This is a genomic window from Furfurilactobacillus curtus (assembly GCF_054657915.1).
Genome location: NZ_BAAHXU010000001.1, coordinates 1,371,499 through 1,397,318, shown reverse-complemented (window position 1 = coordinate 1,397,318; position 25,820 = coordinate 1,371,499). Strand labels below are relative to the sequence as shown.

Annotated in this window: 19 protein-coding genes, 1 tRNA gene and 1 riboswitch; of the genes, 3 read left to right on the top strand and 17 right to left on the bottom strand. The window is 42.7% G+C overall.

Annotation, left to right across the window (positions count from 1 at the left end; genetic code table 11):
* Positions 1-6: 6 nt before the first annotated feature.
* The 4 genes from ACYQ0Y_RS06575 to ACYQ0Y_RS06560 all read right to left on the bottom strand — a co-directional run bounded on the left by ACYQ0Y_RS06575 (position 7) and on the right by ACYQ0Y_RS06560 (position 5,035).
* Positions 7-1,326, bottom strand: coding sequence for a YycH family regulatory protein (locus ACYQ0Y_RS06575; RefSeq protein ID WP_407882645.1), 1,320 nt, complete (start codon positions 1,324-1,326; stop codon positions 7-9).
* Positions 1,316-3,175, bottom strand: a complete 1,860-nt coding sequence (walK, locus tag ACYQ0Y_RS06570) for a cell wall metabolism sensor histidine kinase WalK (RefSeq protein ID WP_407882644.1) — start codon at positions 3,173-3,175, stop codon at positions 1,316-1,318. The genes ACYQ0Y_RS06575 and walK overlap by 11 nt, the downstream gene beginning before the upstream one ends.
* Before the next feature lie 26 nt (positions 3,176-3,201).
* Positions 3,202-3,912, bottom strand: coding sequence for a response regulator YycF (yycF, locus tag ACYQ0Y_RS06565; protein ID WP_407882643.1), 711 nt, complete (start codon positions 3,910-3,912; stop codon positions 3,202-3,204).
* 133 nt (positions 3,913-4,045) lie between these two features.
* A complete protein-coding gene (locus ACYQ0Y_RS06560) occupies positions 4,046-5,035 on the bottom strand; it encodes a helix-turn-helix domain-containing protein (RefSeq protein WP_407882642.1) in 990 nt (329 codons plus the stop codon).
* 138 nt (positions 5,036-5,173) lie between these two features.
* On the opposite strand from ACYQ0Y_RS06560, the gene ACYQ0Y_RS06555 reads away from it, so the two are divergent.
* Together ACYQ0Y_RS06555 and ACYQ0Y_RS06550 are read left to right on the top strand one after the other, a co-directional pair.
* Positions 5,174-5,593: a hypothetical protein gene (locus ACYQ0Y_RS06555; protein ID WP_407882641.1), complete on the top strand. Its 420-nt coding sequence runs from the start codon at positions 5,174-5,176 to the stop codon at positions 5,591-5,593.
* Between the two features lie 135 nt (positions 5,594-5,728).
* A tRNA-Lys gene (locus tag ACYQ0Y_RS06550) sits at positions 5,729-5,801 on the top strand.
* A gap of 521 nt (positions 5,802-6,322) precedes the next feature.
* Here ACYQ0Y_RS06550 and ACYQ0Y_RS06545 read toward each other — a convergent pair.
* The 12 genes from ACYQ0Y_RS06545 to ACYQ0Y_RS06490 form a co-directional block, all read right to left on the bottom strand.
* Positions 6,323-7,768, bottom strand: coding sequence for a helix-turn-helix domain-containing protein (locus ACYQ0Y_RS06545; protein ID WP_407882640.1), 1,446 nt, complete (start codon positions 7,766-7,768; stop codon positions 6,323-6,325).
* A gap of 53 nt (positions 7,769-7,821) precedes the next feature.
* Positions 7,822-8,646: a WxL protein peptidoglycan domain-containing protein gene (locus ACYQ0Y_RS06540; protein ID WP_407882639.1), complete on the bottom strand. Its 825-nt coding sequence runs from the start codon at positions 8,644-8,646 to the stop codon at positions 7,822-7,824.
* 19 nt (positions 8,647-8,665) lie between these two features.
* Positions 8,666-10,642 carry a hypothetical protein gene (locus tag ACYQ0Y_RS06535; RefSeq protein WP_407882638.1) on the bottom strand — a complete coding sequence of 659 codons (1,977 nt, stop codon included), beginning with the start codon at positions 10,640-10,642 and terminating at the stop codon, positions 8,666-8,668.
* Positions 10,643-10,649: 7 nt separating this feature from the next.
* Positions 10,650-11,699 carry a WxLIP family cell surface protein gene (locus tag ACYQ0Y_RS06530; protein ID WP_407882637.1) on the bottom strand — a complete coding sequence of 350 codons (1,050 nt, stop codon included), beginning with the start codon at positions 11,697-11,699 and terminating at the stop codon, positions 10,650-10,652.
* An 82-nt stretch (positions 11,700-11,781) separates the two neighbouring features.
* On the bottom strand, positions 11,782-12,471 hold the full coding sequence (locus ACYQ0Y_RS06525; protein WP_407882636.1) for a WxL domain-containing protein: 690 nt from the start codon (positions 12,469-12,471) through the stop codon (positions 11,782-11,784).
* Positions 12,472-12,782: 311 nt separating this feature from the next.
* Entirely contained in the window at positions 12,783-13,433 is a 651-nt protein-coding gene (locus ACYQ0Y_RS06520; protein WP_407882635.1) for a YoaK family protein, read from the bottom strand.
* Between the two features lie 66 nt (positions 13,434-13,499).
* Positions 13,500-14,660 carry an LCP family protein gene (locus ACYQ0Y_RS06515; RefSeq protein ID WP_407882634.1) on the bottom strand — a complete coding sequence of 387 codons (1,161 nt, stop codon included), beginning with the start codon at positions 14,658-14,660 and terminating at the stop codon, positions 13,500-13,502.
* Between the two features lie 19 nt (positions 14,661-14,679).
* Positions 14,680-15,462 (bottom strand): ABC transporter ATP-binding protein, encoded by a 783-nt coding sequence (locus tag ACYQ0Y_RS06510; RefSeq protein WP_407882633.1) that lies wholly within the window; start codon positions 15,460-15,462, stop codon positions 14,680-14,682.
* Positions 15,463-15,480: 18 nt separating this feature from the next.
* On the bottom strand, positions 15,481-17,223 hold the full coding sequence (locus ACYQ0Y_RS06505; RefSeq protein ID WP_407882632.1) for an ABC transporter permease subunit: 1,743 nt from the start codon (positions 17,221-17,223) through the stop codon (positions 15,481-15,483).
* Positions 17,224-17,448: 225 nt separating this feature from the next.
* A riboswitch (M-box (ykoK) riboswitch) is annotated at positions 17,449-17,611 on the bottom strand.
* Positions 17,612-17,759: 148 nt separating this feature from the next.
* On the bottom strand, positions 17,760-18,911 hold the full coding sequence (locus ACYQ0Y_RS06500) for an FtsW/RodA/SpoVE family cell cycle protein (protein WP_407882631.1): 1,152 nt from the start codon (positions 18,909-18,911) through the stop codon (positions 17,760-17,762).
* A 20-nt stretch (positions 18,912-18,931) separates the two neighbouring features.
* Positions 18,932-20,140, bottom strand: coding sequence for an FtsW/RodA/SpoVE family cell cycle protein (locus ACYQ0Y_RS06495; protein WP_407882630.1), 1,209 nt, complete (start codon positions 20,138-20,140; stop codon positions 18,932-18,934).
* Positions 20,141-20,419: 279 nt separating this feature from the next.
* The gene (locus tag ACYQ0Y_RS06490) at positions 20,420-23,116 is read right to left on the bottom strand and encodes a YhgE/Pip family protein (protein ID WP_459935466.1); all 2,697 of its coding nucleotides are present in this window, start codon (positions 23,114-23,116) and stop codon (positions 20,420-20,422) included.
* Positions 23,117-23,285: 169 nt separating this feature from the next.
* Between ACYQ0Y_RS06490 and ACYQ0Y_RS06485 the strand changes: the two genes are divergently transcribed.
* Positions 23,286-23,747: a MarR family winged helix-turn-helix transcriptional regulator gene (locus tag ACYQ0Y_RS06485; protein WP_407882628.1), complete on the top strand. Its 462-nt coding sequence runs from the start codon at positions 23,286-23,288 to the stop codon at positions 23,745-23,747.
* A 148-nt stretch (positions 23,748-23,895) separates the two neighbouring features.
* Here the strand turns inward: ACYQ0Y_RS06485 and ACYQ0Y_RS06480 are convergent, their stop codons facing one another.
* Positions 23,896-25,536 (bottom strand): peptide ABC transporter substrate-binding protein, encoded by a 1,641-nt coding sequence (locus ACYQ0Y_RS06480; RefSeq protein WP_407882627.1) that lies wholly within the window; start codon positions 25,534-25,536, stop codon positions 23,896-23,898.
* Positions 25,537-25,820: the final 284 nt, after the last annotated feature.

Genomic DNA, 25,820 nt, shown 5'->3' with positions numbered 1-25,820 from the left:
GCAAAATTACTCACCTAGTAAATCTGTATAAACTTGCCACTTGCCGGCCACATAGACATAGTAGGTTGGCTGTAAATCCACGACTTGATTTGAATCAGAATTACTCTCCCATTGATAGCCCAAGACAATGTCTTTAACTTTGCTTGCCGGCGTTCCAGCCGCCGCAAGTTGGCTCATGACCGTGAGCGTGCTCGGTAATGTCACGCGACTCGTGGAGTCTGTCGGTAACGGCACTTGTAAGTTCGTCAATGTAAAGTTAATTTCTTGCGTGCCAGCATGATCGTGTTTAACCTGGACAGCTCCAAAATCTGTCTGGTTAAAGATGGGGAACCCTTCAACAAAAGAGCGATAGGTCACTTGATGACCGTTATGTTCATTATCAAAATAGCGAATCGTATCTAACGGTAGGCCCGTTTTAGACAAACCATTAAAGCTCTTGATTAAGTTATTCCCTAAATCTCGGGTCATCTTTTGATTGGCATTATAGTCTTCAAATTGAACAGCACCCGTTTTATTGGTGACAGTCATCCGCTTATACGTGCCCGCTAAGTAAATCGTATGGCCTGTCGTGCGATGAACGGTCACAGACGTGGACTCGCCAGTATTAAGTAACGATGTGACAAAAAAACTAGCACTCTGTTTGCCAACCAAGTAACTGTAGCGCGGTATGCGCACCGAGTTCTCATAGTAGGTTAACGTATGATCATTAGCAGCGTGTTCGGTCACGCGATACCGTTGATTGGCCTTGCTCAATAACTGACGAATCTGGCTTAATGCCTGCTTTCGAACATGAATTTGATAGATCGATTGATTATCGTCGTTCAATAAATACAGGCTTCCAGCAGCGTGCGTTGAAAAAATAATTCGCGAAAATTTGGCGGTTGGCGACATCAATAACTTTTGTCCATAAGAGCGGTTAAAAATCCCTCGCCCAATATTATCCGCATACACAAGTTGCACCATTCCATGACGATTTAACAGCCTTTGATAAGCACTCACATCACCTTGGCTAATCTTTCGAAAGTCACTCATTTGCCACTTTTCAACGACACTTTTTAGTGACGTCACTAAATTAATCTTCGGATTGTAGACCGTTTCTGATTGACCTTGCTGGTTGGTCACAACCACTTGGGTTGGCAAAAAAATATCATCAATGGCTCTTGTCGTCACTGTTGAGTGTGTCGACCCCGTACTAGCAGCGCCATTCAAGCGTGTGCGATCGTAGCGCGCCGGATTGGTCCAAATCAAAAAGGATAATATAATACTAATAATCACTAACAAAAATAAGGCAACCGGTAAACTGCCTGAACGAATTTTATTCCACATCCCAGTCATCCTCCTCAAACTGCTCGAATGGCAATGAAATATAGAACGTCGATCCCTTGCCTTCAGTACTGTCGACCCAGATACGTCCACCTAACATCTGAATCACCTCTTTAGAGATGGCTAACCCTAAACCTGTGCCCCCCTGAGCCCGAGATCGCGCCTTATCGACACGGTAAAAACGATCGAAGATGTGGGTCAGATCTTTCCGTGGAATCCCTAATCCTTGATCAGAAATACTCATGATGACTTGATTATGCGTTTCTAGCAAACGGCAAGTAATGATACCACCATCAGGAGAATACTTAATCGCGTTATTCATCAAATTATCGACCACTTGAGTAAACCGATCGGTATCAATCTCAACCCAAAGATCCTTATCAGTGAAGTCTCGTTCAATTTGGTAGTGCTTTTGATGATGCGGGCTATCTTCATTCTTGAGCATCATCTCAAATCGATTCAAGATGTAATTAAATAGCTCATTTAGGTTAACAGTTTCCAATTCCAGCTTGGTGGTGCCTGAGTCCATGCGACTCAATGCCAATAGATCATTGACCATCCGAATCATTCGCTCAGTTTCGTCTTGTGCCACTTTCAAAAAATTCGGTGCCACTTTAGGATCTTGCCATGCCCCATCAACCAATGCGTCAATATACGAATTGACGGAAGTTAACGGCGTCCGCAATTCGTGTGACACGTTAGAAACAAACTGCTTGCGGTCTTGATCTTCCTTTTGCTGTTCAGTGACATCATGGAGCACACAGACCAAACCAGAGATAAAACCTGATTCACGTTGAATGAGCGAGAAAGTGGCATGTAAAATCAAATCACGACCTTCTTCAGACAAATCCAAAGAAACCTCATCTTGGCTCTCTAAAAGCTCGCGCAACGTATATTGGTCACGAATATGCAACAAATCCAAAATGGATGCGTTTTCTGCCTCATCTTCTTCAACATTCAAGAACTCACGGGCAGCTGAATTGATGATGTTGACAGTTCCGCGTCGGTCAGTGGCGATCACGCCATCACTCATATGAGCGAGCACGGAGTCCAACCGACGACGCTCGGCCTCCGTTGATTCTTGTGCCTCTTCGACCCGGACCGACAAATTGTTAACGGCGCTGGCTAACTGGCCTAATTCGTCTGTCCCGTAGACGCGAACCTGACCAGAATAGTCCCCCTGAGCGATTTGAACGGTTTGACGTTTCATTTCGTCGATTGGTCTTGTTATTGCCCGGGAAATAACAATGGACATAAATAACCCTAAGACGATGGCGATTAGTGCCGCCGATAAGTAGATCAACGTGATATTATTGATGTTTTCATAAACGCCTTCCAACGAAGCACGAATATACAAAACACCCACTAAATTATTTCCGTTACTACCAGACGAATTCAATAACGGTACGATTGAAATATAATAACGATTATTATCTCGCGTATCATAAATATCGCGTTGATAAGATCGGTTATTATAGATAGCGTTCTTTACGTTGCTATCCGTCGTTTTTTGGCCAACAATCGTTTGATCATTGATATTACTCGTACCACGGACCGTTCCTTTATTGTCAATCACGCGAATTTCGGTAATGTTCGCATTGTTCACATCTGATAAAATGCTTCTAATTCGCGAATTTGCCGACGTTGTATTACTGCGAATTAATTGATCCGATAGCGAATTATCAATATAAGCAGGTAGCTGAATTTGTTGTTTGAAATTACTCAAATTCTGCTGCTCTAATTGACGTACGAAAAAAGCCCCGACGATTTCAAGCGTAATCAATAACATCAGGGCAAATACAAGCGCAATTTTAAAATTAATTGATTGAAAAAAACGAATCTTCTTATTCACAATCAGAAGAGCTCCTCAATTTCTGATTAGTCAGTTTCCGGGTTTCTCAGGTAGTAACCTACCCCACGACGCGTAACTAACCACGATGGATGACTAGGTGTATCTTCGACCTTTTCCCGTAACCGCCGCATCGTCACATCAACGGTCCGCACGTCACCGAAGTAATCATATCCCCAGACTGTCTGTAGTAAATGTTCACGTGTCATCACTTGTCCAATGTGCTGCGCTAAATAATAAAGCAATTCAAACTCACGGTGAGTCAGTTCAATATCATCACCACGTTTAGACACCATATAAGCATCTGGATCGATTTTTAAATCACCGACCTCAATCGTGTTTGACTCCGATTCAGCAGCTGCAGAATTCTTAACTACAGTATCTTGACGACGTAGATTTGCTTTCACTCGCGCAACTAACTCGCGATTCGAAAATGGTTTTGTCACATAGTCATCTGCGCCTAATTCGAGTCCCAACACTTTATCGATTTCTGAATCTTTGGCGGTCACCATAATGATCGGCGTCGTATATTTAGTCCGAACCCGGCGCGCAACTTCTAAGCCATCGATTTTAGGTAACATCAAATCAAGCAGGATCAAATCGGGTTGCTCTTCATCAACCTTTTCAATGGCTTCTTCGCCATCAGCAGCGGTTACAACGTCGTATCCTTCTTTTTCCAAATTAAATTTAATGATATCGGAAATGGGTTTCTCATCATCGACTACTAAAATTTTACTCATGCAAATTCCCCTCCAACAGGGTCTGTAATTGATTTTAATTCACGGCCAACGCCGTAATGTAACTTACGGCAACTTTCTACATTATATCACAGACATGCAGCTTCACGTTGAGGGCCGGTATCGGCTGAGTCCACTAGCAATGTTCCTGTTGATATTGTTTCGGTGATTCACCCGTTATTTGCCGAAAAACTTTCGCAAAATGGCTCTGATCACTGAAATGTAAGTCATAGGCGACATCCATGATCGACTGTTTTCCCAATAACTGTTTGGCCAAAAGCACCTTGCGTTGCAAAATATATTGCTTCAATGTCCATCCCGTCTGCTGATGAAAATGGCGTGAGAGATAATCCTTTGAGCGTCCTAGTCGAGTCGCAATGTCAGCAACGGTTAGGCGTGTCATCAAATGATGGTCGACATCTTCACTGATCCGATTAATCAGTTGATCACCATGCTGACTTAAATCTCCTTCTGCCATCATGTTTAACTCATCAAACAGCGCCTCTTGTACCTGTTTGATTACTAGCTGGTCCCGTTGTATACGTTGCCACCAGTGTGCTACTTTATTGGTATAGCGCTGGATGGGCGCACCATTCTCCAATTGCCGGCCAAAGACCAATCCGACAAGAAAAGACAATCCAATCGTTTGTTGTCGCCCCTTCGTCACTTTATCCCACTGGCGAGCCATTACTTGCTTAACCATTCCCCAATCTCGCTGACTAATCGCCATTAACAGGTGATAAAGTGGTTGGGTATTTTTTTGACGTTCAGCGACCACTATCGATCGCATTAGAATTGGAATCGACCCTAGGAGCGCCACATACAGACAAAGTGCACTCAAACGCAATTGTGCCAACTTCATATTTGAAATTGCGATCCCACATAAGATCCGTTGCTCGCTTAAACGAAAACAAAATCCATGTCGATGTGTCGTCGAACTCTCCAGCAACACCACTTGTCGACCTACAACCTTTTTTGGTGCCTCCTTTAAAAAACCCCAAGCAACCTCATCCAACTCGATCCCCGCTAACTGCCCCTTGATTTGACCATGCCCATCAATTTCAACTAGCTGGATGGTCATTAAGCGACCCAGTTCACCTTCAATTATTGCCCGTCGATCTTTCATCAAGTTTTCTCCCCAAAATGTCGCCTTTTTACCAATTAGTCGGTTTTTTCCTCGTTTGCAACTAGTGAACCACTTAAACTGTAATCATTAAATAAACCATGCCATTAATTGCTTGCTGATCGTTTAAGGGGGTCAAAAATGATGTTTGACACTAAAAAGATTCACGCGCAAAACAAACTTAACCACGTCATGGTTCACAAAACCGTTAAGCACTACTTCGATTCATTGAATCAACCTGTTCACGCAAACTTCGTCACTGATTTCTTCTGCGAAGAATCTTATATTCGTTTTGAGCATCAAGAACGCGCTGGGCGTGCTGCAATTTTAGAGTTACTACAATCTAACCAGCTTAACCGAATCCAATCACTAACGGATCTGAGCATCGATATTCCTTCATTAGACCTCGTTGCTTTAGTTCACGGTCACGTGATGATTGAAACGGAAAATCATTTAACTGAACCCTATACATTTACGATGACACTGGTTTCTGATCGTTTAGTTTGTGATCGTTACAATAACCAGTGGCTGATTCATCGTCTCAACTATCAACCTATGTAAAATCTTGTGAGTACCACTGCATGCGTCCCTCAAACAACTTATTTAGTCAATCAATTAGATGACGTGAAATTTTTTTGAAAAAGTTATTGTCAGCCTTGGGGAGCGTATGATACTATATACAAGTTGAATTGATATGGATCGCTAGCTCAGCTGGCAGAGCAACGGACTCTTAATCCGTGGGTCCAGGGTTCGATCCCCTGGCGATCCATCAAAGACGATTAACCAGTTTTCACGATGCGATAAAACGCCGTGATTACTGGTTTTTTTTGTACATTAAATAAATCATCGTTGAGTTTTATTGAAATTCATCAAAATAAAACTAAGTATCGCTAGGTTAAAAAATAGACAATTGCGCACAAAAACAAAGGTGTAACCAAACTGGGCACACCTTCGCTCAATTGTTTGCCTTTCCTGATATAACGTCATTGGAAAAGGCAAATCAATTCACTTAAAAATTCACTCTATCCGCTGAACTTAAATGTTGCTGGGAAAGGTACTCGCTAATTTTGGTTAGTCTTTTTGATGTCTTGGAATCTCCAACAAAAATTAGCATCCAACTCTTAGCCAAGACATACGAGAATACATTAGCCCGCATTATACTCCGCAAACACTTTAGACTGGGCGTGATTCATGTCCTCCATTTTTTGAAACTGGTTCATGTATCAATCAGATCACCCCAACATTGAGCATATTTATCTGCTTCATTGCAACGTCACCCAATATTGTTGATTACATCTTAAAAAGTTTGGTTAAGTATTTGTCGATAAATATGTCGTTAACAATTTCTGGGACTTCGTCTAAGTCAGTCACATGTCCCTTAAATTCAACCAGTTCCGTGGACAAATTTTCTTGGTCAACAATCTGTTTATCCGTCACCACTAAGTCACAGGCAGCCCCATCTGACCAATCCTGAAGTAATTTAACTTGTGCACCTAATTGTGTGAATAAATGAATCAAATCCAACACATAGCTTAATACCAACGTAGCTGAATATTTTTTAACGAATATTCCAATCGTAATTTCCACATTTAGATTAGCTAATTTATATAAGAACAAATCCGTATATAAACTAATGATGATCTTCGTCGATGGTCGCGATAAACTCGATTTTGGCAAGACGTAAGTCGTTAGCGCCTGCTCAATTGCCTGAAACGTTTCTTCTAATAATTTACGTGGATACCGCTGATAGACATCAGTAACGTAAGCCTCAATTCCACCAGGAACATAGTAATAAAAGGTAATGATCTGCAAAACCGCTTTAGACACTTCAGCCGGTCCTGACTTCCGATAAAATAACGTTCGCATCGTTTGATTGACATTTTGCGTAATTTTTTTAATATGCCGTTCGCAAAATGCTTGCCATTGATCTAAAACAGGGTTATCAACACTAACTAGCCGCGAAATGATGAAAACTGTCAGAATTTCCGTGGCCTCAATCGGTTGATCCGCTGTGTGTAAATTCCCGGCGATTTGAAGCTGACTCATCAATTGATTCATCGGCGATAACCACGGAATCGGTCGATGCTTTTCATAATGATCTCGATCAAATCGCTTTAAAACTTTAAGGAAAAGGCCTAGCCGACCCGTTTTAATCTTTGTCGCCGGTTCATTAACCAACGCCAAACACGCTACTGCCCATTGCCGTTCATCATTCGTAACAGCTATTTCTGTTACGTTATCACTGGCCGTTAACAACAAGTCATATAACTCGTAAAATAGAAAAACTTGCTGACTTAATGGCCCAATTAAATTTTTTTGATGAATGACTAAGCCTAAACTAGATAAGGTCTTGTTTAATTGTTGGACCTGACGATAATACTCAGTCTTACTCAAAAATAATCGGGTATAAACATTCGTTTTTGTTTGTTCACAATGGAACATCGCGTTTAAAACGATAAATTTTGTTGAACGTCGCATGAGAAATGCCAACGACTTATTAAGGTTAACAATATCAGCTTTGTTTTTTAAAAAAACATGATGCACGCTTTGCTCCAGTGACCAACCCTGATCGCCAAACGTATGATTGATCTGAACAATCAGCCGGTTAATCGTTTGACTACTACATCGCATTGTTTCGCTGAGAACCCGTTTATCAGTGATGCCTTTTAAAACAATTGCTTTTAACAGGGTCATCATTTTTTGGTCCTGTTTACTTAATAACTCTGTAAACTGCATCCGGCACCTCCAACAATTTTTTTAGCCGTGATGGCTTTATTTTCAATCGAGTTTTACTTACATCCCCATTCGTGAATCTTAGCCAATGTGCGGTGGCCTTTCGTTAAGGTTACAACCATCGATTCATGACCCGCTGCCCCCTTCTTCCCTAGAGGAACCTGCCATTTAGTTAGCGGAGCCATACTAAAATCACGTTGCCGATACAATATCCGTCCATGAGTACGGGTCCGAATTGTCAAGGTTACATGGCTGATAATTCGCGCTTTAGCATTAACAACGATCAATTGCCGTACACCATGTTTAACCGGCGTTCTCATTCGCAGATTAAGCCGCCGATTCTTCCATAAAATGTGACTGTAAGATAGCTCAATACTTTTAAGATACGTAACGCGATTTCGCACTAATTCATTTGAATGAACCGTGCCAGAAACAGCCAGTGCTCCTAAATAAGTTCCATGTCGATATTTTGGCGCTTTCAAATGAAACGTCACGATTTGATTTCCATGGGCCTTAACTTTAATTTGCTTACTAGTCGGACCGATGATAAAACGACGAAAGCTGTTTTGCTTGCCTAATTTTCCTGTAGATCGGTTATGGTACGTAATCGTCCCCTTTGCGCTAGTTGCTGATCCAAGCAAACGCGCATTAACAACTAACTGATGTTTCCCGTTATTATGAATGAGCGCAGTAACCTGATACTCATGCCCACCTTTCACGAAGAGTGAATAATAATCCGTAACGCTTCGCTTTTGTGGTAGGCCATATTGAAGCGGCATCACACTAAACGAGTCTTTTCCAGCCGCAGTAACAACATAATTTCCCACAAATAGCATTACCGTTATTAACGTCAAGCAAGTCACAATGAACCTAATGCGCATTTTACTCACCTTTAAGCAACTAATCACCGGAGCGAACGGTCCAGTCAAGCGTGGTTTGGAATTGACCTGTCGTATTCGGCATTTGATTCAAAATCAATTGAAGTGCTTTCCCCTGATGACCATTCCAAACGAGGTTAGGCAGTGCCCCGCGGCTTTTTTCGACAATTAATGGGTCTGCGGTCAAAGGTGTTAATTCGCCAGTAACTGCGGGCGCTAACAAGCGGGCATTCAAGGCTTCTTGCGCGTTGTTATTGATAATTGGCGTTACTTGAGATAACTCTAACTGGGCTGCCGTTTTTTTAAGCCGATTATCAACCACTTTTACGACTGGATTAGGTACCTCATGGAGGCTATAGCGACCGGCGGAAAAAACATTGCCAAAATTAAGCATTTTGGCGGGCTCGATTTGAATACCGGAGAATGACCACCCAACATAGGCACTACTCTTATGAACCGGCGAGATGTAATGTTGAGCAAACAAAATGTAATCATTGCTAATTGAAGCATCCAATTTAATGGCAGGATCTCCATCTGGATCGGTTGTTAAGTGTTTCAATAGCTCTGGATCATTGACATCTAGTTTGCCTGAAAAGCTAATTTTGATCACCCGGTTCATCAAAGCACTAGGTACTCGAGCAACTAATTGATACTTCCCATCGGCGACTGTGATATTAAACTGTCCTGTAAGATCGGTACCAGTCGTGACATCATTAATTGTGATGCCATTTTCTTTTATATTAGCCAAGGGGGGTAAATCACCCGTTAACTTAAATGCATTAAGCGCAGCAGAACTGGGTTGGTTGGGCAATGTTTGAATGGCATCCCAGCTGATTTTAAATTGCTGATCTTTGTTTTTATTATCTACGCCGGTTATTTCAGGGTCTGGTAAATCAACAGGCGATATCGCTGCTGGAAATAGACTCGTATAGGCAACATCCAGTGAGACGTAACTACTTGGCTTTTGAATAATCATGTAGTAAATCCCGTCTTTATCGGTTGTAAATTGTTCTGAAAATCGTGATGTTGCTTGTGTACTATCACCAGTACCGCGATTAGCAGTAATATACAGAGCTCCCGTCTCGTTGTAAGCCTTGGCATCATAAAATAAAATCTTACTGTCTGCTGGACCTCGACCACCGTCATACTGATTCATATTCATAACACTAAATTTATTCCAAGAAAGCGCCCCATACGTCCAAGTTCCTGAAACCTGAACCGGTGTATTCGTCCCCGCCTTCACGAATTGAACCGTATTTACATAGCTCGCGCCGCTCTTAAGCCCCCCACCAAATGTGCTTTGAAATAGGAACTTATCTGGCACATGCCAACCAGCGGTGAATGTATACATCGTTGCATTACGAATCGTTTTATCGCTTCGAGAAGCCAAAATCGTGTAAATCATATCTAGCTCTTGACCCTTGTAATATCCAATGTGCGTCACCCGCATCGCGTAAGGACCCGGATATGCCGGCGAAATCCCATTTGGTAGCTGCATACCCGTCTTTTCATCATAATAACGGGTGTCCTTAGTCAATAACGGCGTAAATGCATTCTTACCAGGAACTGCCACGTTATTTGATTGAATACTTGGTACCTGACTGACTCCATCCACGAATACTGGTTGAAAATCGGACCACGCATGTTCGCCAACATTTTTTAGCTGAGTTTGTGCACCCACATCACGTTTGACCCGCGACTTAGCTTCGTTTTGCGATTGTCGCGGCTGTGTTTCAAGATTAGAACTAAGGTCCGCTAATGGATCCTTAACGAGGCTAGACTTTGAATCACCGCTAATTAAATCATCCGACGTGCCTGTACCACTTGTTTGACTCATGGAAGTTTCGGTGGCCTGCTCTTTCGCAAAAATCGTTGTCGTGATTGACAGTCCGACTAACCCAGCCGTTAATAAATTCAAGATAACAATTACTGTCTTATCAAACATTGACTTTGTGAATTTCATATTGATTTCACCTGACTTCATCATTACAAAGTTCATTCGTGCGCTACCCCTGGCGATTACCTGACTGTTCACGCTGCCGACGTCGATAAACCAGCACAATAATTAATAGCAACAGCAGGAGTAATAATCCCAAAAGAATGTACTTTACTGATGGGTGTGCCTGATTGTAGTAACCTAATGAATCACGCCACGTAATGTGAAAATCCCGTTCTAAGTGCCATCGACCATTGACCGCTTTAGCATCGATTCGTAAACGATAAGTACCAGGTAAAATGCTTTTATTCTGCCAATGATTGGTGAATGAAAAGTTGGAATTAGGCGCCATTTCGTAATTCTTGACATGTGTCTGGCCAACCTTTTTACCATCTTTTTTCCGATTGATAGTTGAATCGATTTTCATGCCGCTAATAATGGCTGGTCGCAGATTGTGTAAAACACTTTTTACGACGATTTTTTGACGTAATTTAGACGGCTTTTTAATTGAACCTAACCGTAATTTTGGTCGAGCAGTTTGCTGCTGCTCTTTTAAAACAACTGGCATGGCGTAAGCAAAACGATTGTTAATCGTGATGCCTTTATGCCGATCATGGCCTTTTTTAGCAAGCACTTGAACGTAAAAACCACCAACAACGACGCCTTCAAAGCGACGTTTAGGCACTTTAACCGTAAAGGTTAGGTATTGGACTTTTCTAGGAGTCAGTTTACGTCGCTGGCTTTTCTCTACCACTAAATGACTAAACGGCTGCTTCAATGTTTTATCTGCCGGAATTCGCTGGCGATCCAGAGAAATAATGCCAGCATCATTTGTATAAGCTGTTCGCGGGATAACTTTAATTGTTTGCTCACGATTAGCTAAATTGATTACTTTTAGCGTTAATTTCTGCCTTTGCCGCGGAACCACGTGCACATCGAAAATGTTATTTTTCATCAGTTGGTTTTGGGGATAAACAGGGGCCAACGCAAGATTAATTCCTGGGTCAGTCTGGGTATCCGCTCGCGCAACGATCACCTGACATAACATTGCTAAGGCAAGGATCAATAGGCCATATACTTTGTGTAAATTAATTGCTTGATAATGCCCCCCAATTTCCATAACTCGTCTCCATATTAGGTCATTAAATTTAACAAAAAGGGAATTGCTGTTAACAACAATCCCCCTAAGACAGGTAATTACCTTAATTACTTTCCGCAGTGACGGCTGCGTTTAACGTCCAAGTAATTGGTGCACTATATTGACCAGTTGGAATGTTTCCAGGCATATCTAAGCTGGCTGTTTGTGGTTTGTCGTAGTAAACCAACGTGGAGTTACTCCCTCTACCCTCGTTTGCTTGGATAACCGTTTGAGCCATATTGTTAGAAATCAGCGACGGTGTAAGCAATGATGGCATACCATTACCGGTATTCCGCCCATTTTTCTGTTTCAAATTAATCTGCCAGTCATTTCCGCCAGCAAATTTAGGATCTTGTGACGTAAATTTATCAACTGCAGCAGTTAACTTCCACGTATGCCCCTCACCTTTAGCACCAGGCGTCCGTGAATCAGTGACTTTTAACAACCCAGCGTTATTCCCGTCATCATCAATAATTCCTTGGTTACTAATCAATGGCAAGCCTTTAACCGGACTGGCTGTTTGAACCGTTCCACCGAAGTTCATATCTGGCACTGCTTCGAGGACCAGATACCCCGTCAAAACATTGACTACCGCATCAGACTTCCCCGTTGCCGTTCCTGTATCTCCATTCGGTTCTGTGTTGGCCTGCGCTGGCAAGTAATTGTCAGCCCGAGCTACATTAGTTCCTGTAACCCCCATCATTCCAAAACTAGAAAGTAACAACAACGTCGTAGCTAACTTTTTCGAAATCATAAACACCCTCCTTTCAATGAAGTTAGGCTAGCATAGATTTACCAACCTCACCATGCGCAGCAGGTTCCTCATTTTGAGACAAAAAACGCCACTTTATGGAAATTAATCAGTAAAATGTCGATCACAAATCAATTTGAAGCGCGCCCAATAATAAACAAATTGCGCAATAATTTATGATGAACAATTGACAATAAAGTAGCGATCATACGCAAATTGGTCTAGATGTTTTGAGCTATGCGGCCGTACTTAACCACGGATAATTTTGATAATCTGATCATCTTGGTCTAGTACCTGAAAAATTTAGACACCCCTCAAATCGTTGACCAAGCTACCGCAGTCAAGCCTAAAAATAAGCCGCCAATCCAGAAAGCCGCTAGTGAGCCACCACCAATCCATAACATTAATGACGCACTGATAGCGCCAAGAACAAAAAAGATCGTTAGTAATAAATAGCGTCCTAAATTTTGCAAGTTTGCCTTGCCGAATAGGAACAAAACGACTTCAGAAGCTAATCCTTTAATATTTCCTGACACATACAAATTGACATAACTCTGACCTTCCATCGTGTTAAACAGTGTCCACTGCATCGACACAACAAAAGCAATCACGGGTAGTACAAGGTGCAGGTGCAAAATCACCATTGGGAGCCCAACAATCCCAAATGTAATTGCTTCAATAACGAGCACGCTCAGATAAAATCGATCATCTTTCAATCGTTGTTCCACAAAGAGTCGGCACAAATTAGTAAAGACAACTCCGGCGAAAAAAGCGATTACTGCCGCAAATTTATAAATTGCCTGTGCAACATTACGGTTATATAGATCGTAAATACCGATAATCAAGTTGCCACTTTGCGCAACCGGAAAAGCATTGTATTTAATAAATGTAAATGCGTCCATCGCACCACCAATAAACGTCAAGAAAAGCCCAAATTCTCTTTTTGTGTGGAATTCCGTTTGCATTTACATCCCCCCTTTATTTCATTTACTACTCCCCCTCTTCCTGGTGGGAATCATTGGCGATGATATTCATCGAACACGGTAGTTCGTGCTTGTCTGATCCGATGCTCTGAAACCATTTTCAAGCTGCACTTCAATCGGTAATCGGCCTGTTTTGGTGTTACCAGCATGACCAACATAAGTATGGAGTTGCCCGTAAGCAGTATCTTCCTTCCTTTCGCTGGCGATCGTCTGAACTGTTTCATCAGTCGCGTAACGATAATGTCCGTTAGTTAAGAACGGTCGATCAGGTAGTGGCCGTCGCAGCCCAGCGGCGGCTTGTAATTCTTGAGCCACATGGTCCTGACTATCTGGATAAACTTCGACCATACTACGCCCACTCGTATCAAATGTTCGCCACTGGAAGGTCAGCCGCTTTATCTGATAATGTTGGAATGCTGCATGCTGCTTCATCAAGCTAACCAATTCGCTTTCAGTCAGGTTCGTTCGTAACTGCCCCTTTAAATCGTGCATGACTTGATTACCATGGGTCACGAGCTGTCCTTGATTTAATCGCTTAATCAATGCACATAAGACGGCTTGCTGTCGAAAACCACGATATTGATCATTATCCACATGCCGTTCTCTAGCGTATGCTAATGCTCTCGCACCACTCATTGGTTGCATTCCAGCCTTAAATTTAACCGGTCGGCCCCAATAACTTTGTCCAACGAAAGGTCGATCAACTTTCACTTTGAGCGGACCAACGTCATCAATCGCTTTAATAAAACCATCCCAGTTAACTGTAGTGTAATAATCGATTGGTAATTTCAAAAAGTGTTCCACTGTCGCTACTGCAGCGGCATCGCCACCATAGGTATATGCTGCCTCAATTCGCTGGTATCCATGATATTGTTGCGAATAAATCTTTGTAAAGGTATCCCGCAATAGGCTACATAACGTGATCGTTTTCGTATGTCGATTAACAACCGCCACCATCATGCCATCGGTACGCGTCGTTGAAAGCCGCCGTTTGCCACTATTGTCTAAACCGAGCAATAAAAATGTTGTCACTGACTGTTTGGCTAAAGGCTGGCGCCGTTCAATCACATTCTTTTCATGAAAAGAATGTAGCATCCGGAAAAATTGAATTCCTTCAACCGTAAAAGCAATGAGAATTAAACAGCAAAGCGTTATGACAAGCGTAATTAATCGCTTACGCCGTTGATTGTGCATTTGAAGGCGATTCATCTTTCCAATTCCCCCGTTCTTATTCGGACTGCATATCGTGTTTAAATTGATTCGTGATTTCAATCGTTTTCTGCATAATTTGTTGCATTGTCCGTTCGTTTCTAGGTTGATTGAGATAATAAACTCGCACAACCTCACCCGGTGTGCCACCTAAAACATAGACCACGTCCGATAATCGCACCGCTTCTTCGATATTGTGGGTCACCATAATAATGGATTGGGTTTGAAGTAAATTTTGCTCCCACAATCGAATGAAGTCTTGGCTGAGCTGCTGACCGATTAATACATCTAATGCGGAAAACGGCTCATCAAGTAAAAGTAAGTCTGGATTTACAGCTAATGCTCGGGCAAACCCCACGCGTTGCTTCATGCCGCCTGATAACTCATGAGGGTAAACATCGTCCAATCCAACTAAACCAATCAATTCGATTAGCTGTGTTACGCGGTCATTAATCGCTTGCCTACTTAACCCTGGTTGTCCCTCCAAACCAAAGGAAATGTTTTTGCGTACGGTTAACCAAGGAAAGAGTGCAAAATTTTGAAACACCATACTCATTCGGCGACTGGGTTCAGTTACAAGTTGATGCTCAAAGGTCACAACACCAGATGTGGGCTGCATCAGCCCAGCAATCATGCGCAATAGCGTTGACTTACCGACACCTGAATGACCTAAAATACTGACAAATTGATGTCCTGACACCTGTAGACAGATATTATTTAAGACCGTTTTTTCCGCTGCCTGTTCCCGTTGAACAAACGTTTTTGACACGCGTTCCACTGTTAATAAAACATCGTTTTTCATTGCAAACACCCTCCTTACTCAATAATGGAATCGTCGTTCGGCAAACCGATACAGCGGCTGCCAAACAAAGATGACGCAAAGGCCAACCATGCCACAGATAATCAAGACACCGGTTGCCTCAGCTGGTTTATTATCAACATTTTTGGCAACGTAAGCACCCAGACCGGAAATGGCATATGTTTTAGTGCCCCATGTAATTAACTCAGCGGCAATATCCGCATTCCAAGCAGCTCCAGCAGCGTTAATAATCGCTGTAATGAGATAAGGAAAGATGGATGGAATGAGAAATTGGATCCACCATCGCCAACCGGTTAAGTGAAAAACATGGGTGACCTCATGAATGTCATTTGGAATCGCAAGATAGCCAGCAATGACATTAAAGAAGAAATACCACTGCGTCCCAGTCATGATCAGTGGCAACACCCACCATTGATGGCTAGAACCAGTTACCGCAATGATGACAACCACGATCGGTACATAGACATCAGATGGAATTGAACCAACCACTTGTCCGATTGGTTGCATACGGCTCAACCGGGTAGGCGTACTGGCTACCCAAATCGCCAACGGAATGAAAATCACCGCGGACATAATCACAGCTAACACGACGCGTCCTGTTGTCAGCAGTGTCCAATCAAGCAAGGTTTGCCATTTAGGCCAGTCTAAATAGCCAGCCAAAAAAACAGCCAACCAAGTTATTAACCCGGTTAAAACGCCATACCATAAGATCGTCCACAGTGTCGCTAACCTTTTCAAACGACGAATTGTTCTTGTAATCTGCCTCATGATCCAAGTTTGCGGTAGCGTGAATAGCCACCAGGTTCTGATTGATCGGCCCAAACGTTGGCTGTCGCTTGGTAACTTGGCCCCCTTCAATAAATCATAAATAGCTGATTGCGGGGAAAATGATTCCGCACTACTAGTGCCGTATTTGTAGTTGGCTGTCGCTTTAATCAAAGGCTGAAAAATGAGCACATTTACGACCAAAACACAAATGACCATCGCTGCAACTGCACTTAGAACCGCGCCAAAATTAGATCGATCTAAAGCAATCTGTAAATAAGAACCAATCCCCGGTAAAATGAATGTTTCTGTTCGCGGCACCGCAACCGATGCTTGTTCGCAGGCAACAAGAGCAAACCAAGCGGCCGATTGAGAAATGACGACATTCCATAAAATTCCCGGTGTCGCATAAGGTAACTCCAATCGCCAAAAACGTTGCCACTGATTACAACCAAATTGATCAGTTACCTCCAGAAGCTCATGTGGAGTCACCCGTAGCGATTGATAAAGCGATAGCATGATGTTCCATGCCTGAGCGGTAAAAACACCAAAGGTCGCGACAGCTTCCACACCGAGGACATTATTGGGAAACAATCCCATGAACCACGCTGTGGTGAATGTTAAAAAACCTAACAGCGGAACGGATTCCAATAAATTAACTAATGGCAAAATGACGTGCCGAGCCGGCTTGCATCGCGCTGCCAGAACACCAAAGATAATTGAGAATAATAGTGACCAAATTAGGCCGATAAACAATCGTGTCGTCGTTCTCAACGAGGCTTCTGCTAAATTGGCTAAGGTAAAGTAGCTGCCCTGCCGCACCGTATCTAAATAATGTTGTGTAGGTAACTGACCTAATGGAACGTCCATTCGAGCCACACACCAGCCCACCATGACTAGCAGCCCCATACTAATCCCAAGCAAAACAAATGTACCCGCAGCGGAGTGCCTTTTTTTGGTTTCTTGTAATCTCATCATGATAATTCCCTTCTTTCGCTAAGCTCCGCTTGGGTGAGACAAAAACTCACGGAAAAACAGGCCAGGTGTTGTTCAAGTACTAGTAGAGACTCAGCCATTCATGGACTGTGACACTGGCCAAGTCTCAGCTAGGCACAAGCAACCGACCCGTCTAGCCAAACAAAAACGACCCATCAGCAACAACTAGCTGATGAGTCGTAAAACAAAAATGGACCGCGATATCTAAACCAGCGCATTCATTGAGTTTTAGCACTTTAAGACGTAAGACATGTCTAGTTATCTTGAAAAAGCCTTAATTCGGCAATTTCTGCTTTACTCATTACTGTCTCTCGACATTTCTGGGCGATAACCTATGTTCTTAAAGTAACCTCACCTAATTGCAACCTAATAATTATTGATTCCGGAATCAACAGCCCCATCCTAATGCCGTAAAAATTGACCGTCAACGGCAAACGCCAAAATCGTGCCCAAATTTACCAATTATTTACTTTTTCTTTATAATTACTATAATTAAATAATTATGAAAATTTAGCTGCTCACCATTTAGTATTGCCCGATTTAAGCCGATAATGCCGGGATATATTGAGGGCAATGCCAATGCCACCAGCTAACGCAAGTGTTGAAGAGCCGCCGTAACTAATGAATGGCAATGTAACACCGGTTATTGGCAGGGCACCGATAACCCCGCCGGCATTAAATAACGTTTGGACTGTGATCCAAGTGCCAAAACCAAAACAAAAGCATCGTTCAAATATCGTCGATGATCGATTCCCCAACCGAATCAGATGACCGACAAGTACCCCCAAAATAATTAATATGATCAAGACTGTAACGGCGCCCAACTCCTCGCTAATCACAGCAAGAATAAAATCTGTATTAGGCTCAGGTAAATAGCCTTGCTTTTGAATACCTGCACCTAATCCGCAGCCAAACAAGCCGCCATTACTAACTGCCAAGTAGGAATTAACTAACTGATTACCGATCGTGCGTCGCGTACCAAATGGATCAACAAAGGCGGCAAACCGTTGTAATTGGTAATGATGTAACCAAAAAGCACTGTGTACGTTCACATGATCTAAAACCACGATCATGACGATATACATCGCGAATAAACCACTGATAATCACGGTTGGTGCATGTCGCCATTGTCCACTCGCCAGAACCATAATTAAAATACAACTCATGTTAATGGCAAAACCGCCTGTTTCCGGTTGAGCCAATACAAGCAATCCTTGAATAAAAAGTAGTATCAAGGCTGGTTTTACATGATGCCAATAATGTTGTTGATTTGAAGCAAGATGGCTACTCAAATAATTCGCAAAAAAAATAATAATAAAGAGTTTTAAAAACTCCTCAGGTTGTACATTGATGGGACCAATCATCAGCCAACTTTTAGCCCCGTTGACAGTCCCACCGACAAGCAACACTAAAATAAGCGTCCCCGTCACCACCGCCGCAAAACCTAACAGTACGTGCCAAGATCGAAGTACTTGTAATTTAATCGCGTAACCACCACTTGCCACGCCAAATCCTAACAACACATAAAAGACTTGTTTATGTAGGGCCGCCGTTGCTAGATTTAAGCCACCAATATTGACGCTGGCCGAATAAACCATCACAATACCAATCAGGCTCAATACCACGTAAGGGATCGCAATCCATAAATCAAGCTGTGCCTTTTTACCCATTTTCCAACCTCCTCAACCGTTTAACGAAACTTCCCTGGCGTGGCGAAAATGGAGCGAACATCTGGGTATTGAGTAGATAAAACAAGGCCAATCCCAATGAAGTTCCCAATCAATGCTGATCCTCCTTGACTGATAAAGGGGAGCGGAATCCCAGTTAAGGGCAACAAACCAATGGTCATGCCGATGTTTTCAAAAGTATGAAATAACAGCATTGACACCACTCCAGTAGCAACATAGACATAAAAGAGGCGCTTACTAACTAGTGCGGAGCGAATAATCAGATAAAACAAATACATAAAAATCATTAACAAACCGAGCCCGCCAATAAAGCCTGTTACTTCACCAACAACCGAAAAAATCATGTCAGATTCTCTAACAGGCACATAGACGAGATGGTGAACACCGCTACCCCATACACCACCAGAACCGATCGCTTTAATACTTTGCCATAACTGATAGCTCTGATTAGCCTGATCACCACTGGGGTTTAGCCAAGCATTTATTCGGGCAAATTGATATGGCTGAAAACCCACATAACTTAACAGTTGTTGCCCACGATTAGACGTGGCCGCCCATAGCAACAATGCTCCGATAGTGCCGCCAATTAGTCCCAGTCGCCATAAAAATTTAGGTCGACATTGAGATATGATGAGAAAACCAACGAACATCGCCATAAAGACCATCGTAGTGCCAAAGTCGTTAATCAGCTTTAGCATTACAATAACCGGTAATGTATATAAAACCATGACACCTAGGAGGTGCCAGTCATCTGCTGAACTAAGATGAGGCCCGTTATGATGATCCTTAACTAATAGGCGTGCCATCATCAAAATGAAGACTGGTTTCATGACTTCTGCTGGTTGAAAGGTCACCGGACCAAAGGCAAACCAACTTTTAGCGCCGGTTTGCACAAAATAGGCGCGACTATAAAAAAATAAAACCAATACTAGTAAGGCCAAACCACAAAAATAACCAAGCGGCGCCCACCGAGTTAATTGTGTCTCACTCAACCGCATGACAATCGCTGCAACGCTGGCTCCTAAGACGTACCACACTCCTTGCATAAGCAATGTTTTGCTGACGCTAATTGGTCTAAGGTCGTGCAGACAAGCAACATAAAGCGTCGCCATACTTACCACAAAAAGCAGTAACAAACACAAGACAATTCCCCATCCATAGTTACCTACCTGTTCATTACTGACCGAGTGAATCATATACTTCGGCTTCATCTCATCACTCCTTATAAAGATTTATCTAATAATTAAAATAACGTAATTATTATGTATAAGAAAGCAAACAAATTCAGCACTTGTGGCAATTTATTTAACGTTTATTAAACCGCGTAACCAGATCATAACTTCTGTTCCAGATTTGTTTTTTCATTCATTACTTAAAACTAATCAAATAACACCTTGAATCAGAAAAAAAACTGGCTGCTTCCCGAAGTGGGAAACAGCCAGTTTTCAGCAAATTTCACTGATAAAAACTCATATTATATTTATCCGTCACTAGTCTTGCACTGCTTCAGGTTCAGTCACTCGATCGTGATTAAACGTTAATAGGAGACCTAAACCAAAGATGATGATAAAGCCAACTAACATCAAAATACTGGATGAAATATTAACTGCCAAACCATTGATGCTGTATGCTAGGCCTTGCAACAAGTATGTCCCCGGTAAACCTTTAGCCAAGAGCTGATACATCGTCGACAACATTGCGTTAGGCAGTAAACCACCAGAAATAATCAGTTGCAGGAATAACAGTAACCCAGTTAGTAACAATCCCCAAACATGTAACCAGCGGAATAATAACTCATTAATTACGGTAAAAGCTAAGCCACTAAGGATTAGTAGGACAATGGTTACCATGATATTAGCTAAAGTAGCCCCCATCAATTTTAAAACCAAGACCGTACCTACCGCTTGTAAAACAATTAAACCAGTAATTTTCAACCAGCGCATGCCCAAAGCTTGATCGGACGTTGCTGATCGTCGACGATCAACAACGACGATAATCAACGCCCCGATAAATGAAATAAACAACGCCAGCATTGGTGCGAACACGGAAACTAACGGACCATTCAATGCATCGTGCTGCATTTGATTACTGATTGGCGTCACCATTTGTTTGACATTACCAGAACCACCATTAATCGTTTGTAGTTGGCGACTACCATCTGCCAATTTAAGATTTAATTGTCCTAAGCCACCATTTAGTTGACCCAAGCCATTGCCAAGCTGACCAGCACCATCATTCAATTGATTTGTACCTTGTCCTAACTGACCAGCGCCTGAGGTCAGTTTTGCTGCCCCATCATTTAGCTTGTCACTATTGGCCGTTAACTGCTGACCACCAGCAGCTGCTTGCTGAGCACCCACGGCTAGTTGATTTACCCCAGCAGTCAAAGTTGGCACCTGGTCATTCAATTGGGCCAAACCACCACTAACTGCTTGTGCACCATTCGTGAGCTTGCCATTCTGGGTAGCTAATTGATTAGACCCATCCGCTACCTGCTTGAGCCCATCACGTAGTTGACTCATCGCTTGGACAGCACCCATCGTATCTAATGAATTACCTTGGCGTGTAAGCGCGGTTTCAACCGTCACTAATCCATTTTGCAAGGTTGTAATCGCGGTCTGTGCGCCATTTAACACTGCAGGGGCACCTTGTTGCTCATCAGCAAGTTGGTTAATCCCTTGTTTAAGTCGGGCAATTTGTGGCGCGAGTCCACTGAGACCCTCCAATTGATTTTGAACGTCTTTCATTGGTTCCGAAATGCCTGACAGCGAGTTACCCGCTGCACCTAAACTCGCTTTCATTTGGAGTGCCGCGTTACCTCCCTCACTTAAACTTTGACCACTATTAGCCACAGAGGTCCCCACAGCCGTCAATTTACTGGATAGACTCAACAACTGGCCCATCAGCTGCGGGTCTTGCTTCATTGCAGCGAGTAAAGCCGGATTCTTCATGAGGGCTGGTATCATCGCTTTAATATCCGTTAAATTACGGCCAGCTACCGTCAATTGACTGGCAACAGAGGCCGAATTTCCGGTCGAAAACACCTTATCGTTAAGAACGCCTAAATTGGTACCAGCAGTTTGTAATTGCATACCAGCACCAGTTGCCGCGTCACGGACACTAAGTAAGTCTTGTTTCAACGCGCCTTCATCAAGATTAACTGTCGACCCATTGACACCTTGATTAAGCTCAGTAATTCCCTGTTTGACTTGAATAATACCATCGTTTATCCGGTTAAGATTCGGTTGTCCAGCGGCCAATTCTTGATTAATTTCACCGGCAGCACCTGCCAATGCGTCGCGAAGTTTAGCCGATCCGGCTAGCAACTGACCGTTTCCATTGTTGATCGCACTTACTCCATTGGTGTACGCGTTAATACCATTGGCCAGTTGTCCGCTACCTGCTGCTAATTGACTTACGCCAACACCTAAGGGTCCTGTCGCCTGATTAAGCGCACCTAGACCAGCCGCTAATTGATTATTACCTACTGCTAATTGACTCACACCAGCCGTATAAGTACCGATACCGCTAGCTAATTGTTCACTCCCTGCTTTAAATGTCACCATGTTATCCGCCAGCAAACGTAATCCTTGACTAAGCTTTTGGCCGCCGGCGTCTAACTGATTGGCGCCATCACTGAGCTGTTGTGTGCCATGGTGAGCTTGTTTAATGCCCGATCCCATTTGTTTAACAACCCCTAGCAATGCTTGATCATAAGAAACTTGCACATTTTGAATCACATTGCCGCGAATGGTATCGGCGACTTGTTTGGTAATCATGTGTGAAGCGAAGTTATTATGATCTGACAACGCCACTTGAATTTCACTTTGGCGTGGATGACGGTTTAAAACCGACGTCACATTTTTGGAAAAATTTTTAGGTAACGTCAATTTCATTAAATAGTGTCCTTGACGCAATTCCCGATTCGCCTTGGCTTCAGTAACAAAATGCCAATGCACCGTATGATTTTTTACCAATTGTTTTTGGACGGCACTCCCAATCGCAACTTGTTTTCCTTTAAAGTCGGCCGCCTTATCGTGGTCAACTAAGGCCACGTCGATATGTTGTAACTCATGGACTTGTTCATACTTTACTAAGCTAAGTGATACAGCTAGCAGGCCTAATGGCAAGCCAATTGTTAGAAGGCCTAATTTGACCCAATGTGACATTGATTTCATTTTTGACATCTCAAACGCCCCTTGTTAATGTATGGTGTATACGGTATATGGCATATACTATTTGAATGAGTATCACTATCTACTTTTCCAATAGCTATGTCAAGTACCGTTTGCTGATGTTAGAATGGCAATATCATAAACGACAATAAATTAAAAAATAACGAGGCTTGTTAACGACATGGATAAACAGGCAATGTTAGAGCAATATATCTCGCTCTACATGACGACTTTTAAATATATTGGTGATCTCGTTTCCGAACCGATGAAAGAATATGGCATCTCTTTTGAGCAATTTTTAATGATGCGTGATCTTGCCAACGGTCAACAATTGGCTGTTTCAGAATTGGCCAAAAAACGTGGGGTAACCAAGGGGGCCATTTCCAGACAACTCAAAATATTAATGAATCAAAATTATGTTCTTCAAGCCAGAAGCGAAGTGGATCGTCGCATTTTTTATTTACATCTCACATCGACTGGTGAAGCACTCACCGTGAAAATTAACGCCGTTATTTTACAACGTTTCTCCAACTGGTTAGACATTATCGGTGAACACGATGCCAATGAATTACGCCGGATTATGGACCGGGTCGGTCATGACATCATTGAGCAAGAGCAAGACGATCCAACACCAAAAAACTAAGCCAAATTAACTCAGAGTGCAGTCAGCCGCTTCGATTCCGAGCACTAGCAAGGATCAGGCTGACGCAGCTCACCAAAAATGACGTCATTTCCTGAATTTCTTTGGAAATGGCGTCATCTTTAATTATACTTCGATACAATTTTGCTCGCTATTTTTTAAAGTAAGCGTTCGTAAAATCTAGTATTTGTCCGAATGAATGGGTCTGAATGCCTTTCACCTGTGGATTTATGAGATAACTATTGGCAGAATGATACAGCGGAATTACAACAGCATCATTGAGCAAAATTTGTTGCGCCTGCTTAAGGTCTTGATAACGTTTGGACGCGTTCGCCGCGTCCTTGCCTTCAGCATCTTTGATGAGCCGATCATATGTTGGATTGCTGTAGCCACCATGATCGTGCGCGTAGCCAGTTGTAAATTGTTCCAACACGACTGCTGGATCGGCCTCTGCTTCCCAACCGCCTGTCGTAAGTTGGAAGTTATAAGACATCAACGAAGCAAACAAATTCTTAGCTGGAATGTTTTGCGTCTCGATTTTGACGCCAGGAAGATTTTTCGACAATGTTGATTGCAAATACTCAGTCACCCGTTTGCCAGTATCAGTATCTGCACTCTGCAGCTTTAACGTAAATGTCTTTTGGTGCAACTGATCTTGCGCTAATTTCAAATAGTGACGGGCCTTGGTCCGATTGTAATAGGTTTCCTTACCTAACTCATCATTAATATCCTTCCCTGTTTTCGGATTAACCGTGTTTCCTCGGGCTAGGTAGCCTGTATTAGGTGTTGAACCATCTTGTAAAATGTCTTGAGTAAACTGTTGACGATTAACCGCATAGAAGAGTGCTTTTCGGAAATTACGATTAGCCAATTCAGGATGTTGCTCATTAGTTAAATCAATTTCGATATTCGACACCCCATACGTCGAAACCTTTTTATAACCAGGTTTATTTTGATACTGTTTAACAAAATCACCAGATAATGGGATCACATCGGCCGCTTTGCTGTTGTATAAATCGGTCGCGCTTGAGGTGCTCTTAACCACGGACTCATTAATCCGCGCCAAGTGGACCTTTTTTGCACCATAGTAATCTGGATTTTTTACATAATGCCATTTTAGACTCGTACTCGTCCAATCTTTCAATTCAAACGGTCCATTAGCAAGCATATACTTAGCCGAACTGCCGTATTTCTTACCTGCCTTTTCAACGAAGGCCTTATTCTGTGGGAAGAAATTTGTTTCCGTCAAACTATTGAGGAAGTATGGGTTCGCTGTCGCCAATTTAACCGTTAACTCATACTTGCCATGCGCCGCCACCCCTAACTCACGAACTGGTTTCTTTCCCAGCGAAATGTCTTTGGCATTCGCAATATCAAAAAATTTGGAGGCACTCTGCGAAGCCGTCTTAGGATTAACCACCCGCTGCCATGCGTAGACAAAATCGGCCGCAGTTACTGGCGTTCCATTACTCCATTTAGCATTATGGCGCAGGTGAATCGTGTAGGTGAGCCCGTCATGGCTGATTGTAGGTAACTTAGTCGCAATCGCTGGGATAATCTTATTCTTGTTACCAAGTTGATAAAGTCCTTGTTGGAAATTATAAATTTGATCATCACTAACCACATCGTAACTCTTGGCCGAGTCAATGGTCGGAACTTCAGCCGCCACGACTACTTTCAATATTTGATGCTTAGTAGCTTGCGCTGCTGGCTGTTTATTTCCACAAGCTGCTGTCACCGTTAATAAGACAGCCGAAGCGGAAATTAAAGCCAATAATTTTGTTTGTTTCATCTTAAAAATTCCCCCGTTTTGATTAACTCATGTGCCAATTACCTCGCCTGACACATATAAGTCACCCCACCGGCCGTTGTTCGCAAATCATGTGATTGTTGCATGAATCTGACCTCCCTCTAATTAACAGTCATCACCAAGCAAAAAATCAGGGCGAAACACGTTTGCACCTTATCAAGCTCGACATAAAAACAGAACAGCGCAGAACAAAAAAAGCACTTCTCCAATCAGAGAAGTGCTTTCACACGGTACCATTCTACAATTCGCTCCTATTTTCACAGAAA

Bases quoted from the DNA above. Each gene is read 5' to 3' on its own strand.
- ACYQ0Y_RS06575 (WP_407882645.1), bottom strand. From the start codon at position 1,326: ATGTGGAATAAAATTCGTTCAGGCAGTTTACCGGTTGCCTTATTTTTG.
- yycF (WP_407882643.1), bottom strand. From the start codon at position 3,912: ATGAGTAAAATTTTAGTAGTCGATGATGAGAAACCCATTTCCGATATC.
- ACYQ0Y_RS06560 (WP_407882642.1), bottom strand. From the start codon at position 5,035: ATGAAAGATCGACGGGCAATAATTGAAGGTGAACTGGGTCGCTTAATG.
- ACYQ0Y_RS06555 (WP_407882641.1), top strand. From the start codon at position 5,174: ATGATGTTTGACACTAAAAAGATTCACGCGCAAAACAAACTTAACCAC.
- ACYQ0Y_RS06545 (WP_407882640.1), bottom strand. From the start codon at position 7,768: ATGCAGTTTACAGAGTTATTAAGTAAACAGGACCAAAAAATGATGACC.
- ACYQ0Y_RS06540 (WP_407882639.1), bottom strand. From the start codon at position 8,646: ATGCGCATTAGGTTCATTGTGACTTGCTTGACGTTAATAACGGTAATG.
- ACYQ0Y_RS06535 (WP_407882638.1), bottom strand. From the start codon at position 10,642: ATGAACTTTGTAATGATGAAGTCAGGTGAAATCAATATGAAATTCACA.
- ACYQ0Y_RS06530 (WP_407882637.1), bottom strand. From the start codon at position 11,699: ATGGAAATTGGGGGGCATTATCAAGCAATTAATTTACACAAAGTATAT.
- ACYQ0Y_RS06525 (WP_407882636.1), bottom strand. From the start codon at position 12,471: ATGATTTCGAAAAAGTTAGCTACGACGTTGTTGTTACTTTCTAGTTTT.
- ACYQ0Y_RS06520 (WP_407882635.1), bottom strand. From the start codon at position 13,433: ATGCAAACGGAATTCCACACAAAAAGAGAATTTGGGCTTTTCTTGACG.
- ACYQ0Y_RS06515 (WP_407882634.1), bottom strand. From the start codon at position 14,660: ATGAATCGCCTTCAAATGCACAATCAACGGCGTAAGCGATTAATTACG.
- ACYQ0Y_RS06510 (WP_407882633.1), bottom strand. From the start codon at position 15,462: ATGAAAAACGATGTTTTATTAACAGTGGAACGCGTGTCAAAAACGTTT.
- ACYQ0Y_RS06505 (WP_407882632.1), bottom strand. From the start codon at position 17,223: ATGATGAGATTACAAGAAACCAAAAAAAGGCACTCCGCTGCGGGTACA.
- ACYQ0Y_RS06500 (WP_407882631.1), bottom strand. From the start codon at position 18,911: ATGGGTAAAAAGGCACAGCTTGATTTATGGATTGCGATCCCTTACGTG.
- ACYQ0Y_RS06495 (WP_407882630.1), bottom strand. From the start codon at position 20,140: ATGAAGCCGAAGTATATGATTCACTCGGTCAGTAATGAACAGGTAGGT.
- ACYQ0Y_RS06490 (WP_459935466.1), bottom strand. From the start codon at position 23,116: ATGTCAAAAATGAAATCAATGTCACATTGGGTCAAATTAGGCCTTCTA.
- ACYQ0Y_RS06485 (WP_407882628.1), top strand. From the start codon at position 23,286: ATGGATAAACAGGCAATGTTAGAGCAATATATCTCGCTCTACATGACG.
- ACYQ0Y_RS06480 (WP_407882627.1), bottom strand. From the start codon at position 25,536: ATGAAACAAACAAAATTATTGGCTTTAATTTCCGCTTCGGCTGTCTTA.